The 20446-nt window shown below is 34.8% G+C and carries 20 protein-coding genes; 5 read left to right on the top strand and 15 right to left on the bottom strand.

Annotated features, from left to right (window positions below; all coding sequences use genetic code 11):
- Positions 1 to 188: 188 nt before the first annotated feature.
- The 12 genes from AC106K_RS27765 to AC106K_RS27710 all read right to left on the bottom strand — a co-directional run bounded on the left by AC106K_RS27765 (position 189) and on the right by AC106K_RS27710 (position 11073).
- Complete coding sequence (locus tag AC106K_RS27765; RefSeq protein ID WP_482448872.1) at positions 189 to 1946, bottom strand: amidohydrolase family protein; 1758 nt, start codon at positions 1944 to 1946, stop codon at positions 189 to 191.
- Positions 1947 to 2112: 166 nt separating this feature from the next.
- Positions 2113 to 2559, bottom strand: a complete 447-nt coding sequence (locus AC106K_RS27760) for a DUF3872 domain-containing protein (protein ID WP_482448871.1) — start codon at positions 2557 to 2559, stop codon at positions 2113 to 2115.
- A 10-nt stretch (positions 2560 to 2569) separates the two neighbouring features.
- Positions 2570 to 3124 (bottom strand): conjugal transfer protein TraO, encoded by a 555-nt coding sequence (locus AC106K_RS27755; protein WP_482448869.1) that lies wholly within the window; start codon positions 3122 to 3124, stop codon positions 2570 to 2572.
- A 1-nt stretch (position 3125) separates the two neighbouring features.
- Positions 3126 to 4025 (bottom strand): conjugative transposon protein TraN, encoded by a 900-nt coding sequence (gene traN, locus AC106K_RS27750; RefSeq protein ID WP_482448867.1) that lies wholly within the window; start codon positions 4023 to 4025, stop codon positions 3126 to 3128.
- Positions 4026 to 4048: 23 nt separating this feature from the next.
- On the bottom strand, positions 4049 to 5347 hold the full coding sequence (gene traM, locus AC106K_RS27745; protein WP_482448865.1) for a conjugative transposon protein TraM: 1299 nt from the start codon (positions 5345 to 5347) through the stop codon (positions 4049 to 4051).
- Positions 5331 to 5618 (bottom strand): hypothetical protein, encoded by a 288-nt coding sequence (locus AC106K_RS27740; RefSeq protein ID WP_482448863.1) that lies wholly within the window; start codon positions 5616 to 5618, stop codon positions 5331 to 5333. The genes traM and AC106K_RS27740 overlap by 17 nt, the downstream gene beginning before the upstream one ends.
- Before the next feature lie 10 nt (positions 5619 to 5628).
- Positions 5629 to 6252, bottom strand: a complete 624-nt coding sequence (gene traK, locus AC106K_RS27735) for a conjugative transposon protein TraK (protein WP_482448861.1) — start codon at positions 6250 to 6252, stop codon at positions 5629 to 5631.
- Between the two features lie 16 nt (positions 6253 to 6268).
- Positions 6269 to 7261 carry a conjugative transposon protein TraJ gene (traJ, locus tag AC106K_RS27730; protein WP_482448860.1) on the bottom strand — a complete coding sequence of 331 codons (993 nt, stop codon included), beginning with the start codon at positions 7259 to 7261 and terminating at the stop codon, positions 6269 to 6271.
- 1 nt (position 7262) lies between these two features.
- Entirely contained in the window at positions 7263 to 7895 is a 633-nt protein-coding gene (locus tag AC106K_RS27725; RefSeq protein ID WP_482448859.1) for a DUF4141 domain-containing protein, read from the bottom strand.
- 21 nt (positions 7896 to 7916) lie between these two features.
- The gene (locus tag AC106K_RS27720; RefSeq protein ID WP_482448857.1) at positions 7917 to 10427 is read right to left on the bottom strand and encodes a TraG family conjugative transposon ATPase; all 2511 of its coding nucleotides are present in this window, start codon (positions 10425 to 10427) and stop codon (positions 7917 to 7919) included.
- On the bottom strand, positions 10424 to 10756 hold the full coding sequence (locus AC106K_RS27715; protein WP_482448855.1) for a DUF4133 domain-containing protein: 333 nt from the start codon (positions 10754 to 10756) through the stop codon (positions 10424 to 10426). Before AC106K_RS27715 ends, AC106K_RS27720 begins: the two co-directional genes overlap by 4 nt.
- A gap of 11 nt (positions 10757 to 10767) precedes the next feature.
- Entirely contained in the window at positions 10768 to 11073 is a 306-nt protein-coding gene (locus AC106K_RS27710; protein WP_482448853.1) for a DUF4134 domain-containing protein, read from the bottom strand.
- Positions 11074 to 11262: 189 nt separating this feature from the next.
- On the opposite strand from AC106K_RS27710, the gene AC106K_RS27705 reads away from it, so the two are divergent.
- Both AC106K_RS27705 and AC106K_RS27700 read left to right on the top strand, forming a co-directional pair.
- The gene (locus AC106K_RS27705) at positions 11263 to 13113 is read left to right on the top strand and encodes an OLD family protein (protein ID WP_482448851.1); all 1851 of its coding nucleotides are present in this window, start codon (positions 11263 to 11265) and stop codon (positions 13111 to 13113) included.
- A 5-nt stretch (positions 13114 to 13118) separates the two neighbouring features.
- A complete protein-coding gene (locus AC106K_RS27700; protein WP_482448849.1) occupies positions 13119 to 14138 on the top strand; it encodes a hypothetical protein in 1020 nt (339 codons plus the stop codon).
- A 28-nt stretch (positions 14139 to 14166) separates the two neighbouring features.
- Here the strand turns inward: AC106K_RS27700 and AC106K_RS27695 are convergent, their stop codons facing one another.
- The 3 genes from AC106K_RS27695 to AC106K_RS27685 are packed head-to-tail and all read right to left on the bottom strand — an operon-like array spanning position 14167 to position 15910.
- The gene (locus AC106K_RS27695; RefSeq protein ID WP_482448848.1) at positions 14167 to 14727 is read right to left on the bottom strand and encodes a hypothetical protein; all 561 of its coding nucleotides are present in this window, start codon (positions 14725 to 14727) and stop codon (positions 14167 to 14169) included.
- A gap of 3 nt (positions 14728 to 14730) precedes the next feature.
- Complete coding sequence (locus AC106K_RS27690; protein WP_482448847.1) at positions 14731 to 15135, bottom strand: DUF3408 domain-containing protein; 405 nt, start codon at positions 15133 to 15135, stop codon at positions 14731 to 14733.
- 10 nt (positions 15136 to 15145) lie between these two features.
- Positions 15146 to 15910: a ParA family protein gene (locus AC106K_RS27685; protein ID WP_482403442.1), complete on the bottom strand. Its 765-nt coding sequence runs from the start codon at positions 15908 to 15910 to the stop codon at positions 15146 to 15148.
- 663 nt (positions 15911 to 16573) lie between these two features.
- Here AC106K_RS27685 and mobA point away from each other — a divergent pair.
- The 3 genes from mobA to mobC all read left to right on the top strand — a co-directional run bounded on the left by mobA (position 16574) and on the right by mobC (position 20402).
- Complete coding sequence (mobA, locus tag AC106K_RS27680; RefSeq protein WP_482448845.1) at positions 16574 to 17011, top strand: conjugal transfer protein MobA; 438 nt, start codon at positions 16574 to 16576, stop codon at positions 17009 to 17011.
- 2 nt (positions 17012 to 17013) lie between these two features.
- Positions 17014 to 18300, top strand: a complete 1287-nt coding sequence (gene mobB / locus AC106K_RS27675) for a conjugal transfer protein MobB (RefSeq protein ID WP_482448843.1) — start codon at positions 17014 to 17016, stop codon at positions 18298 to 18300.
- Positions 18301 to 18395: 95 nt separating this feature from the next.
- Positions 18396 to 20402, top strand: coding sequence for a conjugal transfer protein MobC (gene mobC / locus AC106K_RS27670; RefSeq protein WP_482448841.1), 2007 nt, complete (start codon positions 18396 to 18398; stop codon positions 20400 to 20402).
- Positions 20403 to 20446 lie beyond the last annotated feature (44 nt).

The raw sequence follows: 20446 nt of genomic DNA, 5'->3' as shown, positions 1-20446 counted from the left end.
TGCAAAAAGATGACCACAATTATCATTGTGACCATCTTTTTGCCAGAATATTGCGCAATACATTTGATACCATTTTTAATGTATATCAAAAATATTGCAACCTATAGTGGACTATTTCTTATAGTCTATCAATACTAATTAAATGTCATTATCTTCCTGCCATTAAAATGGAAATTGATCCCCATCTTTTAAATTTTAATATCACCATGAATACTATTGAACAAAAAGCGTTTAGGATTACTATAAGCAATCGTTTCTAACTCTGCATCCCCAAGGTTATGATAGCATTCCGCTAGCATATACTTTTCAGTTTTATGATTTCTTACAACATAAAAATCAGTACCAAAAAGTATTTTATCCTTAAGTTTTACATTCTTTAAAGAGTGCTTCAGTAAAGGATGGATGTCATCGCTATGTACAATATAGCTGATATCTGCATACACATTTTCATATTGTAACATCATACTTGAAATAAGGGAATACCAATCAACATATTTCCACAATTGCTCCATTTTCCCAGGAGTTGTCTTTTCATTTTTCTTTGGAAAAAACTTAATGCCCCTATCCGGATTTGTGATGATTTGTTTGCTGAAATCATAGCGTTCCATTTCGAGAAACCTCTTCCATTCGTCATCTCCTCCATAATGTGCAAAACAAATCTTTAGTTTGCTTAAATCACAGGTGAGCTCAGTCTCTTCATTAGTATAACCAAATAACTCACGAATTTTAGGATCTTTCGCATCCTTCACCACTTTTCTCAGAAACGTTTCATCAAGTAAACATAAATAGTTTAACGGATGTGTGAAATTGTTTATAAAATCAATATTCTTAGTTTGTTTCAGTAAAAGCGGTTCATAAAGTTCACTTCCAATATTTTGCTGAAAAATAGGATGTCTGTCCCATTCCTTTTTTTTAGTTCCTCTGTAAAAAATAGTTCCCTTTATACAGTGAGTCATGATTGGTAAATCATGATCAGCAGCATATTTCCATAAAGGCAATAGCCTTTCGTCAAATGGATAATATCCTAAAGCGGGATAAATCTTAAATCCACTGAAATGATGGTCTACAATATATTCTTTCACATAACAATCCAACAGTTCAACACTATTATTTGTAATCTGCCATCTAAAATAATCTCTCTGCTCCTCAAAACGTCTCGGATCCGCAAATACAAAAGGAAAAACAAAATCCGAAAACTCTTTATTTTTTTTCAAATCAACAAGTTCCGCCATCTGATCAAGATAACCACTACCCTTTTTTAACTGCCCGGCATCCATATACTCCATATCCATTGGAAGGATAACAAACCCTGTATTTTTAGGGTATTGGTCTCTAAGATCCATATAGGTTGAACTTTGTTGTCTATGAAAGGCATACCTTCCAATATTTAAATACCTCTCCAAAAGTTCTTTGGTCTGCTTTCCTGGAAGAATTCCTAAAAAAGCATAGATCTTTTTTAGAATAAAAAAAATAAAATTTCTACCACTTTTAAAGAGGATCAAAAAAATAAGAACCAATATAATCTGGACGTAAAGTGATTGGAAATTTTGTATAACATGATAAGAACCCAAAAAAGACCTTATCGTAAGGAGTTCTTTGCCTAACATTGAAGGCGAAAAGCCGATCAAACTAATCCAATCATACAGAATGTAAAACACATTTATTGCTAAAAGTACTCCTAATAAAATAGCTGCTATCTTTCCAACAATTGTTCTGCTAGCCTGAATTTTGACATGATACAATAAAGCTTCAATGCGCTTGTATCTTGGTTTAAACCTGTATTTCTCGAGAGTGGTAAAATAGAATCTAAATCCTCTAACAATTATTGATAGAGACAAAATATAATACAAAGGCCATGGCAGAAATGTTTTGGCTAAATAAGGAGGAACATGATCACCCGTAAAAATATGAGCATGACAGTTGATTAAGGAAGTTTTCTTTTCCATACTATAAATTGGTTTTAGTTTTTATTGATGATCTCTTCATTGTAGATTTGAATCTGATCGTATTCAAATCTATTGAATATCAATAATATTCGCAATAACTATTTTTCGTGACCTTAACTGTGGTGAAATAAAGGAAAAGAGGTCAAAATTTTGACCTCTACCCTTTTTAATTTTTATTATCAAACTGAAACTCGATCTCTTTTTCATTACCGAAACTATCATAAATCCACAGGGTAAAAGATTGAGAAACGTCAGATGTTGAAGTGTAATATAATCTAAAATCTTTTTGCGAAAGAATATAGGAATCATTCGGTTGATAAAGCAAATCATTAAAATACCTCAGTTCTCCCTTGCCATCAGATTGAAAGTAGCGCAAAAAGTATTTATTTTCTATGAAATTTCCAGTAGGTAATATTTTTATCCTAATTTCAACTGTTTCATTCTTCGCAATATCCTTTGGAACAGGCAATATAAAGACCTCAAAGGGATAGTTCTGCTTCACTTCAATTTCATCTTCAGAACAAGATGATAAAAATATTTCTGACAGAATTAAAATAGGAACAATGTATAAAATACTAATCATTCGCTTTGAAATATTGATTAACTTTTTCATATTCTATGTATTAAAAATTAAACCTTAGCCCCACACCCATCGAAGGTCTTATCCGATCCAGAGAAGTACCAAAAAGATATTTTACTCTTCCGAAAAACAAAACAACCAAGTGATCTGATAAATAAGCCTCCAAACCGACCCTGCTGCTGCCTCCATATATAAAAGATGACTCATTAAGAACCTCAGCTCCATCGTAAAGGATCCGTTCCCCATTGTTAATATTTTCATAGCCTCCTATTGCAGATAACGTTGCGTTGAGCATCACTCTTTTTTTATGATCTGCCATCAGATTGAAACTATATCCCGCATCAATACTGTAATTTTCTACTGGAACCTTAATTGTGCTGTAGCGAATTGAGTTGAACCCATACTCAAAACCAAAAATGCTGTAATTGCCTTTTTGAGAATAGTTGATATATTCCAAATTGAAGAAATAATGGTCTGAAATTTCTTTCTTTAAAAATCCAATATTGATTTCTATTCCTTTTTGCCCGGGAATCATTCTCTGTGCCTCAACTGTTTTACTCATTAAAAGTAAAATGGTGATGTATAGTAATTTCAGCATGTTACTTGAGTTTGAGATGAACATTATTAACAACTTCAGCATGAATCAGATCTGAATTTTCAACATGAATTTTCTGATGCCGTCCGCCATTTTTCTCCATCAGTTCTATTTCTAATACCTGATCATCCAACAGCGTAAACTGATCCAACATATAAAGAACTTTTCCTTCAGATTGATGGTCAATCTGTGCTAATGCTTCATATGTTCGTAAAGGTGAAAGCACTTTTTCCTGAACCACTGTTCTTTTTAAGTTTTTTTTATCGACAATCTTAAAGCTTAAAAAATCAACTTCATAAGAGATATTGCTTTTGTTTTTAATCTGTAGAATAAAATAAAATTTACCTTCATAAACATATAGCGACTTTAACAGGAGTTGGACTCCAAAACTTTTAGATCCTATATGTTTTACTGTTCTCCTCGGAATCTTATAAAGGGTTTTCATTATCAATTCATTCATTGATGATGACTCTCCTTTTAACTCCTCAAATAAAACATCAGTAGAATGCTCTTTTTCATGGGTACGCTCTAACTTCATGAGATCATAACTTAGAGTATCCGGATAGGAACTGTAAAACACATCAAAATTGTAAAATTTCCCATCTTCCGTTATGACTGAAAAGTTAGTCTCATCTTCAAAATTGCGTACCGTAGATTTTATCCTCAGTACATTCGCAATATCTTCTGCTTTATTGGCAACCAGATTTTCACTCCCTAAATCAACATATCGAATCGGTGAGGGAAATAAGAGATGGCTTGTTTTATTATACGTAATCTCCATTTTAAAAGGTTCAAGCCTAGCCTCATGTAACGAGGCAAAACCTGAGTGGTCCTGAGCTTTAATCTTACAACTGGTTAGCAAGATCAAGAACATTGAAAAATATATTTTAAGTTGTATTGTCATTGTTTGTAGTATTAATGGATTATTTATTTTTTTGGAACCAGAAAAACCTCATGACCCGCTTTGACGGTTACTTTAGGAATTCTTATTTTCTTTTGAAAATATCCGGACACACCTTGAATCAATCCTCTGCTGAGATCTGAAGCAACCTGCTGTCCGGCTGACTGAGTCATCAGAATGTTGGTTCCTGAATTTTGGCTCATATTGGACGCAATATCTTTTACTGCATTTTGTTCAGGAGAATAAGGTATATACAAGCCTGGCTGTCCGTCATGATCGTAAATGGTCATATCTACAGGAATTATATGTCCCAGATAACCAATACTGGAAATATTCAGTTGTAATCTCCCACTCTGAAGTTTACCAACAGCTTTTAAGATAGTTCCTTCTGGAATAAGGGTCTTTCCAATCTGCATAGATTCTGTAAGACGAACCGAAAGCATTTGCTCAGCCACCATCATTTTTGTTTCATGAATAACAGCACGAACATTGCTACGATGCTGCTGCGCCACACTTTTTTCAGCATCTTGGAACCCTAAAAACCTTTTACTGCTGATTCTTGACAAGAAAACACTGTCTGAAGGCTCACGATAAAGACTTGAAATCATGCTACGATTCACGGATTGTACCATCTCTACCTTAATCTTATTCTCTTCTTCTACCGTTTCTAATGGCTTCTTTGTATCTGAGTCTTCATTTTTAGTGGCCACGGGGAAGTATTTTGCAGCCATCTGATAGGACTTCTCCATAAGTTCCAATTGATCATTGATCGTTGTTTCCGCAGGAGCTGCATCTTTCTGCGAGGCTTCTGTTTTTAATCTGTGAATTTCTCTTTTCAGATGACCAACTTCCTGATCATCTCTACTGTAAAAGGCACTCAGTGTTTGCTGTGCATTCCGATAGCTATTGATGGAATTCTGGCTGCCGCTACTGGCTCCTGAATCTTCAGATAAATGCAGGATATTGTTACTTGAGCCCTGAGAAGCGGAATCATTCCAATAATCAGAAAGGTTGGTCAGCGCATTTTTCTTTTCTTCGTTTTTTTGTTCCAACAACTGCTGCTCATACGCTTTTTGTTTATCTGACGGCAGTTTATCATCTGCAGCTTGAGGAATGGCTGAATTAAAGCCTACATCTTTAATTGTATTCTTTTCTTCATTGGGCTTAAAGATGAGATATAAACATCCTGTACAAATAACTGTCATTAAAAAATAAATGATTGGCTTTTTGATATTTTCAAACTTTAGCTTTTGTTGCAAAAGTTCTGCAGGTAGATTGGAGCTACCTTCAGTAATTCTGATACTTTCTTTATTCTGATTGCTCATAAGAATTTTTATTTTGAGGATTAATCCCTGACTTCACAGGTTCTTTCTGGATTTTCTTCTGTTTAGCAATTGTACTGATATGACCAATGGGAAAAACATTCACCTCTCCCGAATCTTTTAGCCAGATCTGAAGTATGGCCAATAACGTGAGAAGTACATATACCGTAAAAAACATCTTCGTCAGAAAAATTTGTCGTTTTTGGGGTAAAGCCTTCCATTGTAATTCAGCTTTTTCAATACACAGATCTATTGCAATTCTTAGTTTTTTCATAGTTCGAGGTTTATCGGTTAACAGTTTCCAAATCTTTATTTTCAACCACATTGAACTTTTCAATCGTAAATCCCTGAGGATTGCTGTCAGATCGAACTGAATTGACAAGGGAGCAGTTCGTCACCAAACTTCGGATAGTCAGATTACTTGAACGAATGATAAACTGACGGGCAAAAGTTTTAACTCCGTACGGATAAGTATCAAAGTCCGCAACAACACTGTCCACTTCAATTCTTTGCTGTATATTCCCACTGATTATCCTGTTGTAATATCCTTTCTCCGAAAGATCTTTATAGTAGTTAAAGGCGGACTGATCAGCCAGGTTAAAGGCTCTTTTGACATTGCTTTCAATAGCATTTTTATCGGGAGCTATGGTGAAGAACAATTCATGAAAACGCCTAACATGTTCCCTGGCCTCAACAGGCCGATTAATGGACATATCCTGAGATAAGGCGACCATCAGCGATTTGCCGTTATCCAGCACATAGATCTTTTGCCTCTGTTCTTCCGCAAAGCTGTACGATTGATAAACCACCAATCCCACCACCCCAAAGCACAAGAGGATAAATACAAAAGTGAACAACCTGATTTGTTTAAAACTGGATTCTATATTTCTTAAAGTTTTAAATTCCATTGTGTTATGATTTTAATTATTTCAATAATCTTCCTGAAATATTACCGCTGGCTGATCCTGCAGCTGCTCCTGCGATATTTCCAGACTTTTGTGCCGTTTGATTGACATTGCGCATAAAATTCCCTGCTCCGCCAGCTTGTATTACCCATCCCGTGACGGTTGGTACTGTGAAATACCCTATGATTCCAATGATCATATAAATGATATAGACGGTATTTGAAGTGTCGGGAATGAAGTTCGGATCCGCTAACATCTCAATGTCTTTTTCAATAATCAGAGACTGGATCTTTGCAAGAATTGTACTGAACATATCTGCAAAAGGTAGCCATAAATAAACACTGATATACCGGGTGAGCCATTGGGTGAGCGTTGATTGAAAACCATCCCAAACGGATATTGCAAATGCAATGGGTCCGAGAATAGACAGAACAATCAAAAAGAAGGTCCTAATGGTATCGATGACTAATGCAGCTGCCTGAAACAGTATTTCTAAAAACTCACGAAAACCATCCCTGATGTCTTTTTTGATGGCAAACATTTCTCTTTCGAGATACATCCCTGACATGGTCATCAGATCTGATGGAGACCATCCAAGCTCTTCCAGTTTTTTATCAAATTCTTCATCTGAAATCAGATAAGCCATTTCGGGATTTCTGAGCATTGCCTCTCTTTCAAGAAGATCTTTCTTTTGCTGAAGTTCATTAAGATCAAGGATCTGGCCTTCCAGCATAGAATTACTTCCCTTTACAACCGGACTCAATATTCCGTTGATGCTTCCCAGTACAATTGTTGAGAAAAACATAATGCAGATGCCAATGGCAAATGGTCTTAACATGGGAAAGAGATCGATGGGTTCAGCGCGGCTTAATGCCTGCCAAACCTTAATTGACACATAAAACAATGCTCCCAGGCCGGCAACTCCTTTTGCCACAGCGGCCATATCTGCACATAACGGCATCATTTCGTCATATACCGAACGCAGAACTTCATGTAGATTGTTAGGCTCCATCTTACCAATATTTTTGATTAGCGGTTCCGTATAGATTCAAAACCCTTTGGGTATTATTCTGCTTTTTCGCTCTCAGATAACTGACAGAGATATTTTTATTGGTGTAATATCTTACCAGATTATGATAATCTTTTACCTCCTTGTATACCCTGTCAATCACATCCATTCTCTCTTTGTCATTCAATGACAAATTGGTAGAAGTCACAATCTGCTTCAGTTCTTTAAGCAGTTCTGTACTCTCATTCAGTAAAGTAGAATAACCATTGGCAATAGCAGTCAGCTCCTGCGCATTGAAATTGGGATCATTGAGCATCTTCCCGAAATTATTGACATACATTTCAGAAACATCTCCGACCAATAAAACAGTCTGCTGCACCTTACGTGCATCTTTGACCAAATTATTTACTGCTTTAAGTTTATCGTAATATTCCTTTCCCTGTTCGTACACCTTTTTTACTTCATTAAAGTTTTTAACCACATTCGAGACTGTGGATGAAGTCTGTACAATTTCATTGGCAGAATTTAAAATGCCTGATGCAAGGTTTGCAGGATCCGTTACTACAAATTGTCCCTTTACAAATGATGATATCGAAATAGTAAATACCATCATTGTGGTCATGATTAGATTTTTCATTGTCGTAAATTTTTTGATGATTTATTTTTTTGTAGGGTTCGATTTGATTCTCTTAAGAGTAATCCTCTTGATAGCATGCTCTACATTACCATCAAGTTCTGAGGCCAGATTCATAACCTCCATTTTTTCAGTTTCTTCCGTTGTATAAGCCAAATACTCTTCTGTGGATACTTCAGTTGCATATACAGCAGAATGGGTTCCTCCCAAACCGATCCAAACCTCTTTATACTGTCTTTTAGAATCATTATTCATGTTGATCGAAAGTACCTGAGCTTTTTCTTTATCGGTCAGCCCAAGCATAGCCTGGATATCATCAAACTTGTTCATGTACTTTCGCTGATCCAAAAGGATTTTACAGTCTGAATTATTGATAATACTTTCCTTCACAATCGGTGACTGAATGATATCATCGACTTCCTGAGTCACCACAATGGCTTCCCCAAAGAATTTTCTTACTGTCTTGAACAGGTATTTGATGTACTCTGCCATCCCCTCTTTGGCGATTGCTTTCCAAGCTTCTTCAATGAGGATAAGTTTTCGGATTCCTTTCAATCTTCGCATTTTATTGATAAAGACTTCCATGATAATAATGGTCACAATAGGAAACAGGATTTTATGATCCTTGATGGCATCAATCTCAAAAACGATGAACCTTTTGGACAGAAGATCAAGCTGCTTATCTGAATTCAGGAGGTAGTCATACTCTCCTCCCCGATAATAAGGCTCAAGGACATTAAGGAAATTGGCAATGTCAAAATCTTTTTCCCTGACTTTCTTCTGTTCCAAAACCTTTTGATAATCATTTTTAACGTACTCGTAAAATCCATTAAAGGAAGGGTTTTGAGCATTGTTTTTAATCTGCTCAATATATCCGCTGACTGCATTGGATAAGGCTACCTCTTCTGAGCGGGTCGGTGGTTCATCATCTCTTTTCCATAAGGTTAGAATGAGTGTTTTGATACTTTCTCTTTTCTCAATATCAAAGATTCCGTCATCGGTATAAAAAGGATTAAAAGCGATTGGATTATCTTCAGTATAGGTAAAATATACACCGTCCTCTCCTCTTGTTTTTCCTTTGATGAGCTCACAGAGCCCCTGATATGAATTCCCGGTATCAACCAATAGAACATGAGCGCCCTGTTCATAATACTGCCTGACCATATGATTGGTAAAGAATGATTTCCCGCTCCCTGAAGGTCCTAGAATAAATTTATTACGGTTGGTAATGATCCCTTGCTTCATAGGGAGATCTGAAATATCCAGATGAATAGGTTTTCCGGTAAGCCTATCAGCCATCTTAATTCCAAATGGAGAAGGTGAATTTTGGTAATTGGTCTCCTCCGTGAAAAAACACAATGCAGGCTCTATAAAAGTGTAAAAACTCTCCTCACTCGGAAAATCTCCTGCATTTCCAGGAATACCTGCCCAGTACAAGGTTGCCGTATCGGTGGTATTATGTCTGGGTTTGCATTCCATCAGTGCCAATGCACTTCCTGTATCGTTTTTCAACTGTTTAAGTTCTGCTGGATGATCTGACCATGACATGACGTTGAAATGGGCACGAATCGATTGAAGTCCAAACGAATGAGCTTCGTTAAGATATTTTTCAATCCATTCCTTATTAATTTGATTCGCTCTGCTGTATCTCGCCAGAGAATGCATATTCCTGGCAGATTTTTCAAACTTGTTCAGGTTTTCATCACTGTTATCAATAAACAGATACTGGTTGTAGATATGATTGCAGCTGAGCAGTAATCCAACCGGAGATGCAAATGAAAGCAGGCAGTCACTTCGGTCAGTACTTAACTTTTCATATCGGCTGTGTGATGAAACAGTTCCTGGTAAATCATCTGTATCGGAAAGCGTATGCATACTAATTCTGTTGCTACCAATACGCATTTCTTCTGCACCCAAGTTTAAATCCTGTAAAGAAGGATTCGCTTCTCTGGATAAAGTAAGGTATTGCTCAAGCAAGCCGGACTGCTTTTCCTTTCCCGTGATCTCATCAGCGCTCATCTTTTCAAGAAATACATATCCACTGTCATTCATGATCCTTTCAAACTGATCGACCGATTCCATAAATTTGCTGATCACTTCTTCATCTCTAAGATCCTTGGGAATCAAAATACCCTTACACAATGATGAAAAATTACTCCGCATTTTCATTCTTTCCTTCGTCGTCTTTGTAATAAAAAGATAACAGTAATGATTTAGAAAAGGCCTTTCGTTAAAGTGCCGCTCAAAAGATTTCGATAGAAAACTTTGCTCATTGCTTGTTAGATCTGGACGATAGTTCTCCTTCATAAACCAGTCCTGCTTATGAACAATACTGTAATCAGGTAATGTTTTTACCGCCTTAAACCAGGTTGAATGAATAGCCTCATATTCCGCAGATGCAACTGTAAAAAGCTCAGGAAGTCTCACCTTAAAACAAACCGTAACATCAGCATCTTTTGAAATGATACAATTCTCTTCCACTGCAAGCAAGGGAAACTTATTCTCCAACGTTGTCGTTTTTGATCGATTTCTCATGCTGCTGATTTTTTGGAGTTGACTTTTAGATATCGGGATACTGATTTTCGATTGATAATGTAGTCGGGATGCCTTTTTTTAGCACCCAATTTCATCAGTCCATGTTCTCCGTACTTATTATTCAGGGAGAAGGTCTGCCAGATCAGAAGGCCAGCACTTATACTACCAAGAAAAAGACAGATGTATGTATGGACTCCTGCCATATACATGATCATTACCAATACAAGTATTCCTAATAATCCTCCTGCAAAAATGAACAGGTACTGTGCTTTCAATCCTTTGAACTCAACCGTTCTTCCTATTCCTTTGTTGATATGATAGGTATTCATAATCACCAATTTTAAAGGAAGAATGAGCGTAAGATCGTGGCTGCAACAATCAAGAAGATACAGGCACCAAACCAGCTCGCTGCAGTTTTGCTGGTGTCAGGATCACCACTGCTGAATTTGTTATACACTTTGACCCCGCCAATAAGCCCCACCACAGCACCGATGGCATAAATGAGCCGCGTAGCAGGCTCAAAATAGGATGTGACCATCTGGGTGGCTTCATTGATTCCAGCTGAACCGTTACCCTGTCCATACAAAGGAACACTGGATAAGATTACCAAAATCGGTACGCATAATTTTTCTTTAAGTTTTTGCATAATAAAAGACATAAATTGTTACTGTATCTCACACGCTGTGAGAATCAGCAACAAATGTCTCTTAGAAAGGACTCCATGTTCAATAAATGGTGTTGGTAGGCAGTGCTTGACTATCAATGTACTTTATAAGCAATTTCTGACGCTTTAAAAAGTTAAATCGCTATATTGTGACTCGAAAATTAATAACCAATGCAATTACATTACCTCTGGATAAAAGAATATCACAGTTTAAAAAATACAGGTGTCAACCTATCCGACAGATTCCTCATCGAATTAAATAAAATTGATAACCAACAGGTCTTAAGAATAAGATATAATGAAGAATATGTTGATGACTACATTGAAGAAGAAAACATTACAAATGTCAACGCTATTATTGGAAGAAACGGAGCAGGAAAATCAAATGTACTTCGATATATAAAAAATAATCTACCTAAAGGAGTAAGTACCAGAATCAAGAATGACCTTTTTGTTTATTCAACTTTTGACAGTCAAGGTAATGAAATGTATTATATTGCAGCACCTAAATCAATGCCTTTTAAACTGGAGAATAAAACTGAATTTATTTTTAAGAAAAAATTATACAAAGACTATCGGGATATTTCGGAAAGCAATTGCACATTTATCTATTACCAATATTTACTTGAATTTAATGAAGACCATAAAGATTGGGAAGGTCTAATGAATATTTCTACATCTTCGATGTTACAAAAAGAACGCGAGCGGCTGTTGCAAAACAATTATTCCCTACAAAATCAACTTGATCTACTTGCCAGAACAACCGACTTGGAGTTTCTGCATCTTCAAGAAGTACTACAAGCTATCGTACTCATTACCCATTCTCATGTCGAACTACCGTTCAAAAAACCTCAGTATTTATATATAAAGATTGAGAATAGTGAGAAAAAATATTTTGTAGAAAATAGTAACTATAGCGAAATTAATGAATTAATAAAGGAACTCGACCAAAGAGCGCCTCAATATGAGGATATTGGACTAGGATTTATAAGCCATCTCCTTGAAGCCATGTTTATTAATTTTTTAATTACGGAAAGAAATTATACGGTAAATAATCCTTACTATCACCAAGTCCCAATCAAAGATGAAGAAAACCGAGATGATTACATTATACGCTTTTTTAATTCAATGTATAATGTTTCCTACTGGGATGAAGACCACAAACTAGACATTCAAATTCCAAGATTGCATCAACTTTCATTGGATGTAAACATGTTTATAAGCGTTGTTTCAACTTTTCTTGAAAACAAAAAATTGTACGTGACAGAAGAAGGTGAAGCATATTTAAAAATTGATTCAGAATCAGAAGATGATTTCAGAACATTCCAGCAGCATTACATAAAAGTGAAGGGAATGACTCCATTCCTAAATTTCAGATGGCGGTCATTAAGTTCGGGTGAACAATCTTATTTGTCATTTATGTCCAGATTTTATTCGCTGGTTTATGATAAATCAAATCCATTAAAGAAAGATCTTTTTATAATGATCGATGAAGGAGATACAGGTTATCATCCCGAGTGGCAAAGAAAGTTCTTTAAAAATACTCTTTCTTTTTTAAGTGAAAGTTTTAAAGATCATCGCATTCAAATCATCTTTACATCAAATACTCCATTTCTTACCTCAGACCTTTTAAAAAGTAACATTCTATATAGCCAAAAGGCTAGAAATGATCGTTCGGTTTTCTTAAATAAAGATAATACGATCGAGAGTACCTTTGCCGCAAATATTCACACGTTATTCTCTGACTCTTTTTATCTGGAAGGTGTGCTTATTGGCGAATATGCCAAAGAGAAGATTAATAAGATCATTGAATTTATTAATAACCCAAAAACAAAAGATCCAAATAAAAACTATAAAATTATCATCGACAATATCGGTGAACCCATTTTAAGAAAGAAACTACAAGATATGTGGCAGGAAAAATTTGGGCTTCGTGAAGAACTTGAAATTCTGAAAAAACGTATACTAGAGGTTGAAGCAGAGCTAAAAAGCACACAAGCTAAAGCACAAAAGAAAAAGTAACTGTTATGATTAAAATTCCTCACAACTTAATTGATTTAGATAAAATGGCGATGACATTTTATCATGATATTGAAAAAGAAATGAATCTTCTACACAATCTAAATATTTGGCCAGCAGGAGATGAACTAAAAAATCTTATGGATTTGATTAAAGCTGATCTTCTTAACATTATAATAGGTAAACCACACGAATTAGAAGATATAGCCATTAGGCTGGAACCCGAAATTCAGGCCGCTAAAGCGAACTATCAAGCCAATCATCCAACATTGGCAAAAACTAAGGTAAATGCATGGTTTAAAGCAAAAATATTTACCGTGTTTAATTATAATCTCGATAGTGTTTCATTCGTAAAAAAGGATAATGGTGCAGTAGCATATAGACATGCTAAAAGGCTTAAAATGAATACTTGTCCTTATTGTAACTGCAACTTTACCTACACAATTAAAAATAAGAGGATGAAGTCTCGCCCTCAATTTGATCACTTTCTCAAAAAAGATAAGTATCCTTTCTTTGCGCTGTCTTTCTACAATTTGGTGCCAAGTTGTGCTTTATGCAACTCAGGCGCTTTGAAAGGTAGTAAGCTTTTTTCTCACAAAACACACCTTCACCCTTTTATCGATTCCATTGATAAAGTGTATCAATTCAGAACGAAAGTAAATGCCGTTGACTTTCTGGTTTCCGGCGCTGATTTTGAATTAAAAATGGTATTATGTGATAAAGTTAAAGCAACTGATCCACTAGCAAAAAAAGCAAAAAAAAATCTTGAGGTTTTTGCTCTCAATGATCGATACAGATATCATAAAGATATTGCAGAAGCAGTGATTAAGAATTCTCATATATACTGTAATACAACAATTTCAGATCTATATCAGTCATTTAAAATAGGTAAAAAGAGTATTTTCAGTTCTGAATTGGAAATTAAAGAACTTATTGTGGGAAACTTTTTAAATCCAGACAATTTTCACCAAAGAATTCACTCAAAGCTTGTAAGAGATATTGCCGATGAATTTGGACTTATAATCTGAAAATAGGAAATGGAATGACATTAGGAAGTTAAATAAACTCCCTAATGTCAAAATTTTGTAAATCATTTTTATCAGAAATTATAGAGCTTTGTTGCGCCGAATTATTCAAGCTCTTTTCTATTAGCTCTGTTATTTTCTCAGAAGCTCCGCGTATTGAGTTTTCCAATAGATGATGTAGCTCTGTTCCATGTATTTTATGAACAACAGAAACAAGAGATGGTTCTGGGGTTCTATTTTTTATTTTATCGTGTAAGAAATCATCTATAAAACTCAATTCCTCAAAAGTAACTCCTTGAGCTAAATTTTGCTCGGAACGATTCATACTGGATTTTCTCCAGTCCTCTTCTTCTTCTTCAAAGTCCGGCGGGACATCAAAAAATTTTTCATCATTTTCATCCGTTTTGCTTAGATCTGTAAAGATGTTTTGGCCATCCCATATTTTTGGCCTTCCTATTATATCAGTATCAGACGTTTCTGGATCTAGGCTTTCCATACTAATCTTAGTACTAATTGTCTTCTTCAGAATAATTCGATCTTGCAAAAGCAAATAAATGACAACCAGCAGGCATAATACAATAATAATTTCCATAATTTATAAAATAGGTTTGAAGTGTTGATTAAAATAGTTCGTGATATCATCACCGTATTCTCGAAAATGAAGTTCTAGGATATTATCAATATAAGAGTATAATGTTGTTCTTTCCTCCCTTGATAACTGAACAATTCGAAGTAATCTTTCGTGATATTCAGGTCTTATGTAGATCACTTTCCCATTACGCCCCGATGGAAATCTATTAGTAAGGAAAAAATCTTCATAGTTTTCTTTTTTTAAAACTGCAGTATGACGGATCTTTTCTTTGGCATTATTTTTTTTAGGTATTTCCTGATTATCTTTGATAGCAACCACCACTGGGTGGTCACCGCTAATAATATTCATCAGATAGTCTTCGTCTACTGCTCGCTTTTCAAATTCATCACCTTTTTTCTCAGAAATCATAAGCATCCTTTTAAAGTTTGATAATTTTTAAAAACTCTTCTGTGAAATCTTTCATTTTAGTCATCTTCATTAAATGTAGATCTGCAGGAAGCAAGGTCGATCTGAAAATATAAGTACTTGTATTTTCTCCTTCTTTTCTAAACCTTTTACTGTCCATAATTCTAGATTTCATAATTGGTAAAGCAAGTTCATCAATTACTGCCTGGTAGGCTTCATAAACACCTGTCCTCTCACGTCCATCAACTTGATTCCAAAATAACCAAAGTTCCTGTTCGGTATTATATTCAGTATCAGGAAGACCTAAAAATGCTTTGGAGAAACTTAACGTACTTTCAACCACCAGTCTATCTGCAGTAATGGGTGAAAAGATAAAATCAAGTGCTTTTAACGTAGTCAAAACCCCTTTTGTATTAGCTGTTCCAGGTAAATCAAAAAAAATAATATCAGGTTTTGTTGGAAGTTGAGCTATTTGCTCCGATGCGACCTCCAGAGCATTTTCTGCTTTACACTTGATGATAGAATAAGCCTTTTTATTGATTTCCTTAAATTGTTTCATTGCTGCCTTTTTGTGATAATCATTCTGCATAACCGTATTTTTATCACGTTCGCGCATCTGAAATAAACTGTGCTGTGGAAAGTCACAGTCCAAAACCATTACATTGTAACCTAACCTGTAATGAAGTACACTTGCCAAAATAGTGGTCATCGTTGATTTGCCAACTCCGCCTTTTTGGGTTGAAAAACCCACTTTTAAGATTTTTTTGTTTATTTCCATTTTTTAAAAATTTATAGTTATATCGTTCTGTATCATTGTATATAATTCTACACGATTATGGATATATAACATTAGGGATATCCATATAGAAAATGCCATACAAGACTTGTCTTATAACTTGATGTATTCAAAAAAAAGAAGAGATATTCCTGAGAATAAATAGAGATAAAAATATATAGGGCCGCTTTTACATTTGTACACTTTTATATTTTTAGAACATATTGCTTTCATTACCAACCATCCTCCCCTACAGATTCTTTTAACCTTTGATTCCTCTACATTTTTAAATACAATCATAAAACCTGATACAAATGAAGTAATTCAAAAGAATGATTCCAGATTCACTGTCCAATTTGACACGCTATAGGATAGGTTTGGCATTGAGAGATAATACAGCAATACAGTTTTTAATATTTTACTTTGTTATCTATTAAAAATCACCCTGAAGAAAACTTTGAAGTATATAAGATAGTAGGACGTACACAACCTATTTCTTTTCTGATTTAAATTATCAGATATAAAAATGGGTGTTCACATGAACACGGCAAGTTGTGTTTTGAGCATCTCGAAACATTTTCTGATGCTCAAAACAACTTGCCCTTGCAGGGAGCTAAAACATCTTCCAAAGTCAGAGTTTTCACAGATAAAAATGGAAATATAATCATGAATGAAAACCATAAAAAAAGCTTAAAAAAGACAGGACGTAAACCTAAAGCAGATCCTGCTATTATCAGGTATTCGATTTCATTTAATCAGGAAGAACACGCAAAATTTCTTGCACTTTTTGATCAATCGGGAATGCAGGTAAAAGCTCATTTTATCATGTCCTGCATTTTTCAAAATACAATTAAGACCATAAAAGTTGATAAAGGAACCATCGATTTTTATATGAGGCTTACTAATTTTCACAGTCAGTTTAGGGCTATTGGTGTCAACTACAATCAATTAGTTAAGCAATTATATACAAGCCTGACAGAAAGGAAGGCCGCAACTCTGCTTTTTACATTGGAAAAACAAACTGCTGAACTGTCATTTTTATGTAAAAAAATTATTGAATTAATCTATGAATTTGAAGGAAAACATCTAAATAAAAACCTATAAAAATGATCGCTAAGATTGGACGGAGTAGCAATTTATACGGAGCATTAGCCTATAATTATCTTAAAGTCGAAAATAAAAGTGGACAAATACTATTAATGAATAATATGATTGAAACAAAAGATGGTGTCTATTCAGTTTCTCAATTAGCCAAGTCTTTTGATTCCCATGTTATTGCCAACCGAAATACTGAGAAATTTGTTCTGCATATTTCTCTCAATCCTGATCCAAAAGATAGGCTTACCAACGAAGATTATAAAGCTATAGCACAAGATTATATGTTGGAAATGGGTTATCCGGATCAGCCTTATATTGTGTTCAAACATACAGATATTGAAAGAGTGCATATGCATATTGTTTCAGTATGCATCGATGGGAATGGCAGGAAAATTTCAGATAAATTTGAGAAAATCAAATCCATGAAGGCCTGCCGTACAATTGAAAATTCATACAACCTGCTACCCGCTATGGGAAGAGATGAACAAAAAAATGAAAAAATTTTCAACGCAGTAAACCATCATAAAGGAAATGTGAAAAGTCAGATCTCATCTATCGTTCGTCATTTACCAAAACATTATAAATTTCAGACATTAGGAGAATACAATGCTTTACTTTCTCTATATAACATTACTGCTGAAAAATTTGAAATTCGATTAAAAGAAGAGGTAAAACATGGACTTCATTACAGGATAGTAGATGATAAGGGAAATAAAGTCCAACATTCATTTAAATCTTCTCTCTTTGGAAAAAATGCTGGATTATCTACTTTAGAAAAACTCTTTACAACCCACACGGTATTCTTTAAAAATCAAAAATTAAAAGATCATCTCAAATCCTTAATCACATCTGCTATAAAATCCACTACTAAGGAAACAGATTTTATACAATCTCTGAAGAAGAAGAATATAGAGGTAGTCATAAGAAGAAATAATGAACACAGGATATATGGAATAACTTTTATTGATCATAGATCTCAGTCAGTATGGAATGGATCACGACTAGGAAAAGAATTTTCTGCTAATACTTTTAATAGTTTGTGGCAAGATCAACAGATTCATATAAATAACCAGTATTATACTGAACAAACACCTACTTTATATTCTATCTCCACTACAATTTCGGATGAAGCCCCACATCCTCTTTTTGATTTTACAAACCTTACAGAAAAACAAAACAATAGTTTTATTGAAGCTTTAGGCGGCATATTGACTGCTACAAACCATGAGGATTACGAAGAATTAGATTTTGCTAACAGAATGAAGAAGATGAGAAGAAAAAGAAGAAAATACTAATCCCGAAAGAAATTCTATGACAAGTGCTACTCTTTGATGCCATTTAAAAAAGGCTGTTCCTCCCGCATTTAATTTCACTCAACAAAATACGAACAATGCAAGGAGAAGACGACTTAAGAGGGTTAGCCAAAATACTTGGGTTTATGAGAGCTGTAAGTATCTTACTGGTACTCATGCATCTTTATTGGTTTACCTATGGTTTCTTTTTAGAAAAAAAATGGACGCTTGAAATCATTAGTAAAATACTGATTAACTTCAATAGAACTGCTGGATTATTTGCACACCCGCTCTATACCAAGATCTTTTCGTTAGTGTTATTAGCATTAAGCTGCTTGGGAAATAAAGGTGTAAAAAATGAAAAAATAAAATGGGTTCACATATTATGGGTTTTAATACTAGGAACAATATTGTATTTTCCCACTACTCTTTTATTGAAACTTAATTCTTATATCGCTAACCTTCTCTATATCTTTAGCACCGGTATCGGATATATCTGCTTGCTGATGGCTGGAGTTTGGATGCACCGACTGCTCAATCATAACTTAATGAAAGACGTTTTCAACAATGAAAACGAAAGTTTTATGCAGGAAACAAAATTGATTGAAAATGAATATTCTGTCAATCTTCCGAGCAAATTTTATTATAAAGGAAAATGGAATCACGGATGGATCAACATAGTGAATCCATTTAGAGCAACTCTTGTACTGGGCACACCAGGTTCAGGAAAATCATATGCCATTGTCAACAATTATATCAAGCAACACATCGAAAAAGGTTTTGCAATGTATATCTATGATTTTAAGTTTGATGACTTATCAATTATTGCTTATAACCATCTCTTAAAAAATAAAGACCATTACAAAGTAAGTCCCAAATTCTATGTGATTAATTTTGATGATCCAAGGAAAAGCCACCGGTGTAATCCCTTAAATCCGAAATTTATGACAGACATTTCGGATGCTTATGAAGCCGCTTACACCATTATGCTTAACCTGAACCGAAGCTGGATTCAGAAACAAGGAGATTTCTTTGTGGAATCACCAATCATCCTATTAGCAGCCATTATTTGGTTTTTGAAGATGTACCAGCAAGGTAAATATTGTACTTTTCCTCATGCTATTGAATTACTGAATAAGAAATATGCTGATGTCTTTACGATTTTAACATCATATCCAGATCTTGAAAATTACCTATCTCCATTTATGGATGCTTGGCTAGGAGGCGCGCAAGATCAATTACAGGGACAGATTGCCTCTGCCAAAATTCCCCTGTCGCGTATGATATCTCCACAGTTGTACTGGGTAATGACTGGAGACGATTTTTCACTGGATATCAATAACCCCCAAGAACCAAAAATAGTATGTGTAGGTAATAATCCCGATCGCCAAAATATATATTCTGCAGCATTAGGATTATACAATTCAAGAATTGTAAAACTTATCAATAAAAAAGGCCAGCTGAAAAGCTCAGTAATCATTGATGAATTGCCTACAATTTACTTCAGAGGATTGGATAATCTTATTGCCACAGCTAGAAGTAATAAAGTGGCTGTTTGCCTGGGATTTCAGGATTTCTCTCAATTGACAAGAGATTATGGTGATAAAGAAAGTAAGGTTATTCAAAATACTGTAGGCAATATTTTTAGTGGTCAGGTGGTTGGAGAGACAGCAAAAAATTTATCGGAACGATTTGGAAAAGTACTACAAAAGCGCCAAAGCATCACCATCAATAGAAATGATACATCAACCTCTATATCTACTCAATTAGACAGCCTGATACCCGCCTCTAAAATCTCAACATTAACACAGGGAATCTTTGTTGGATCAGTATCAGACAATTATGATGAACGTATTGAACAGAAAATATTTCATGGGGAAATCGTCGTGGATAATGAAAAAGTGGCTAAAGAAGTTTATGACTATATAAAAATCCCGGAGATTTTATCTTTTATGGATAATGATGGTGAAGATCACATGAAACAAACCATCGATATGAATTATAGGAGAATTAAGATGGATATTGTGGACATTATTGATCATGAAATGGAAAGAATTAAGAATGATCCTGATCTTCAGCACTTAATATCGAATAATAAAACATGATATTTTAATTTTCAAAAGTTAATACATCCTTATATATCAGCATG

This window comes from Chryseobacterium sp. FR048 (assembly GCF_056844665.1).
Note: the sequence above shows the minus strand (reverse complement) of the source record. Positions and strands in the feature narration are given on the sequence as shown.

Bases quoted from the DNA above. Each gene is read 5' to 3' on its own strand.
- AC106K_RS27765 (WP_482448872.1), bottom strand. From the start codon at position 1,946: ATGGAAAAGAAAACTTCCTTAATCAACTGTCATGCTCATATTTTTACG.
- AC106K_RS27760 (WP_482448871.1), bottom strand. From the start codon at position 2,559: ATGAAAAAGTTAATCAATATTTCAAAGCGAATGATTAGTATTTTATAC.
- AC106K_RS27755 (WP_482448869.1), bottom strand. From the start codon at position 3,124: ATGCTGAAATTACTATACATCACCATTTTACTTTTAATGAGTAAAACA.
- traN (WP_482448867.1), bottom strand. From the start codon at position 4,025: ATGACAATACAACTTAAAATATATTTTTCAATGTTCTTGATCTTGCTA.
- traM (WP_482448865.1), bottom strand. From the start codon at position 5,347: ATGAGCAATCAGAATAAAGAAAGTATCAGAATTACTGAAGGTAGCTCC.
- AC106K_RS27740 (WP_482448863.1), bottom strand. From the start codon at position 5,618: ATGAAAAAACTAAGAATTGCAATAGATCTGTGTATTGAAAAAGCTGAA.
- traK (WP_482448861.1), bottom strand. From the start codon at position 6,252: ATGGAATTTAAAACTTTAAGAAATATAGAATCCAGTTTTAAACAAATC.
- traJ (WP_482448860.1), bottom strand. From the start codon at position 7,261: ATGGAGCCTAACAATCTACATGAAGTTCTGCGTTCGGTATATGACGAA.
- AC106K_RS27725 (WP_482448859.1), bottom strand. From the start codon at position 7,895: ATGAAAAATCTAATCATGACCACAATGATGGTATTTACTATTTCGATA.
- AC106K_RS27720 (WP_482448857.1), bottom strand. From the start codon at position 10,427: ATGAGAAATCGATCAAAAACGACAACGTTGGAGAATAAGTTTCCCTTG.
- AC106K_RS27715 (WP_482448855.1), bottom strand. From the start codon at position 10,756: ATGAATACCTATCATATCAACAAAGGAATAGGAAGAACGGTTGAGTTC.
- AC106K_RS27710 (WP_482448853.1), bottom strand. From the start codon at position 11,073: ATGCAAAAACTTAAAGAAAAATTATGCGTACCGATTTTGGTAATCTTA.
- AC106K_RS27705 (WP_482448851.1), top strand. From the start codon at position 11,263: ATGCAATTACATTACCTCTGGATAAAAGAATATCACAGTTTAAAAAAT.
- AC106K_RS27700 (WP_482448849.1), top strand. From the start codon at position 13,119: ATGATTAAAATTCCTCACAACTTAATTGATTTAGATAAAATGGCGATG.
- AC106K_RS27695 (WP_482448848.1), bottom strand. From the start codon at position 14,727: ATGGAAATTATTATTGTATTATGCCTGCTGGTTGTCATTTATTTGCTT.
- AC106K_RS27690 (WP_482448847.1), bottom strand. From the start codon at position 15,135: ATGATTTCTGAGAAAAAAGGTGATGAATTTGAAAAGCGAGCAGTAGAC.
- AC106K_RS27685 (WP_482403442.1), bottom strand. From the start codon at position 15,910: ATGGAAATAAACAAAAAAATCTTAAAAGTGGGTTTTTCAACCCAAAAA.
- mobA (WP_482448845.1), top strand. From the start codon at position 16,574: ATGAATGAAAACCATAAAAAAAGCTTAAAAAAGACAGGACGTAAACCT.
- mobB (WP_482448843.1), top strand. From the start codon at position 17,014: ATGATCGCTAAGATTGGACGGAGTAGCAATTTATACGGAGCATTAGCC.
- mobC (WP_482448841.1), top strand. From the start codon at position 18,396: ATGCAAGGAGAAGACGACTTAAGAGGGTTAGCCAAAATACTTGGGTTT.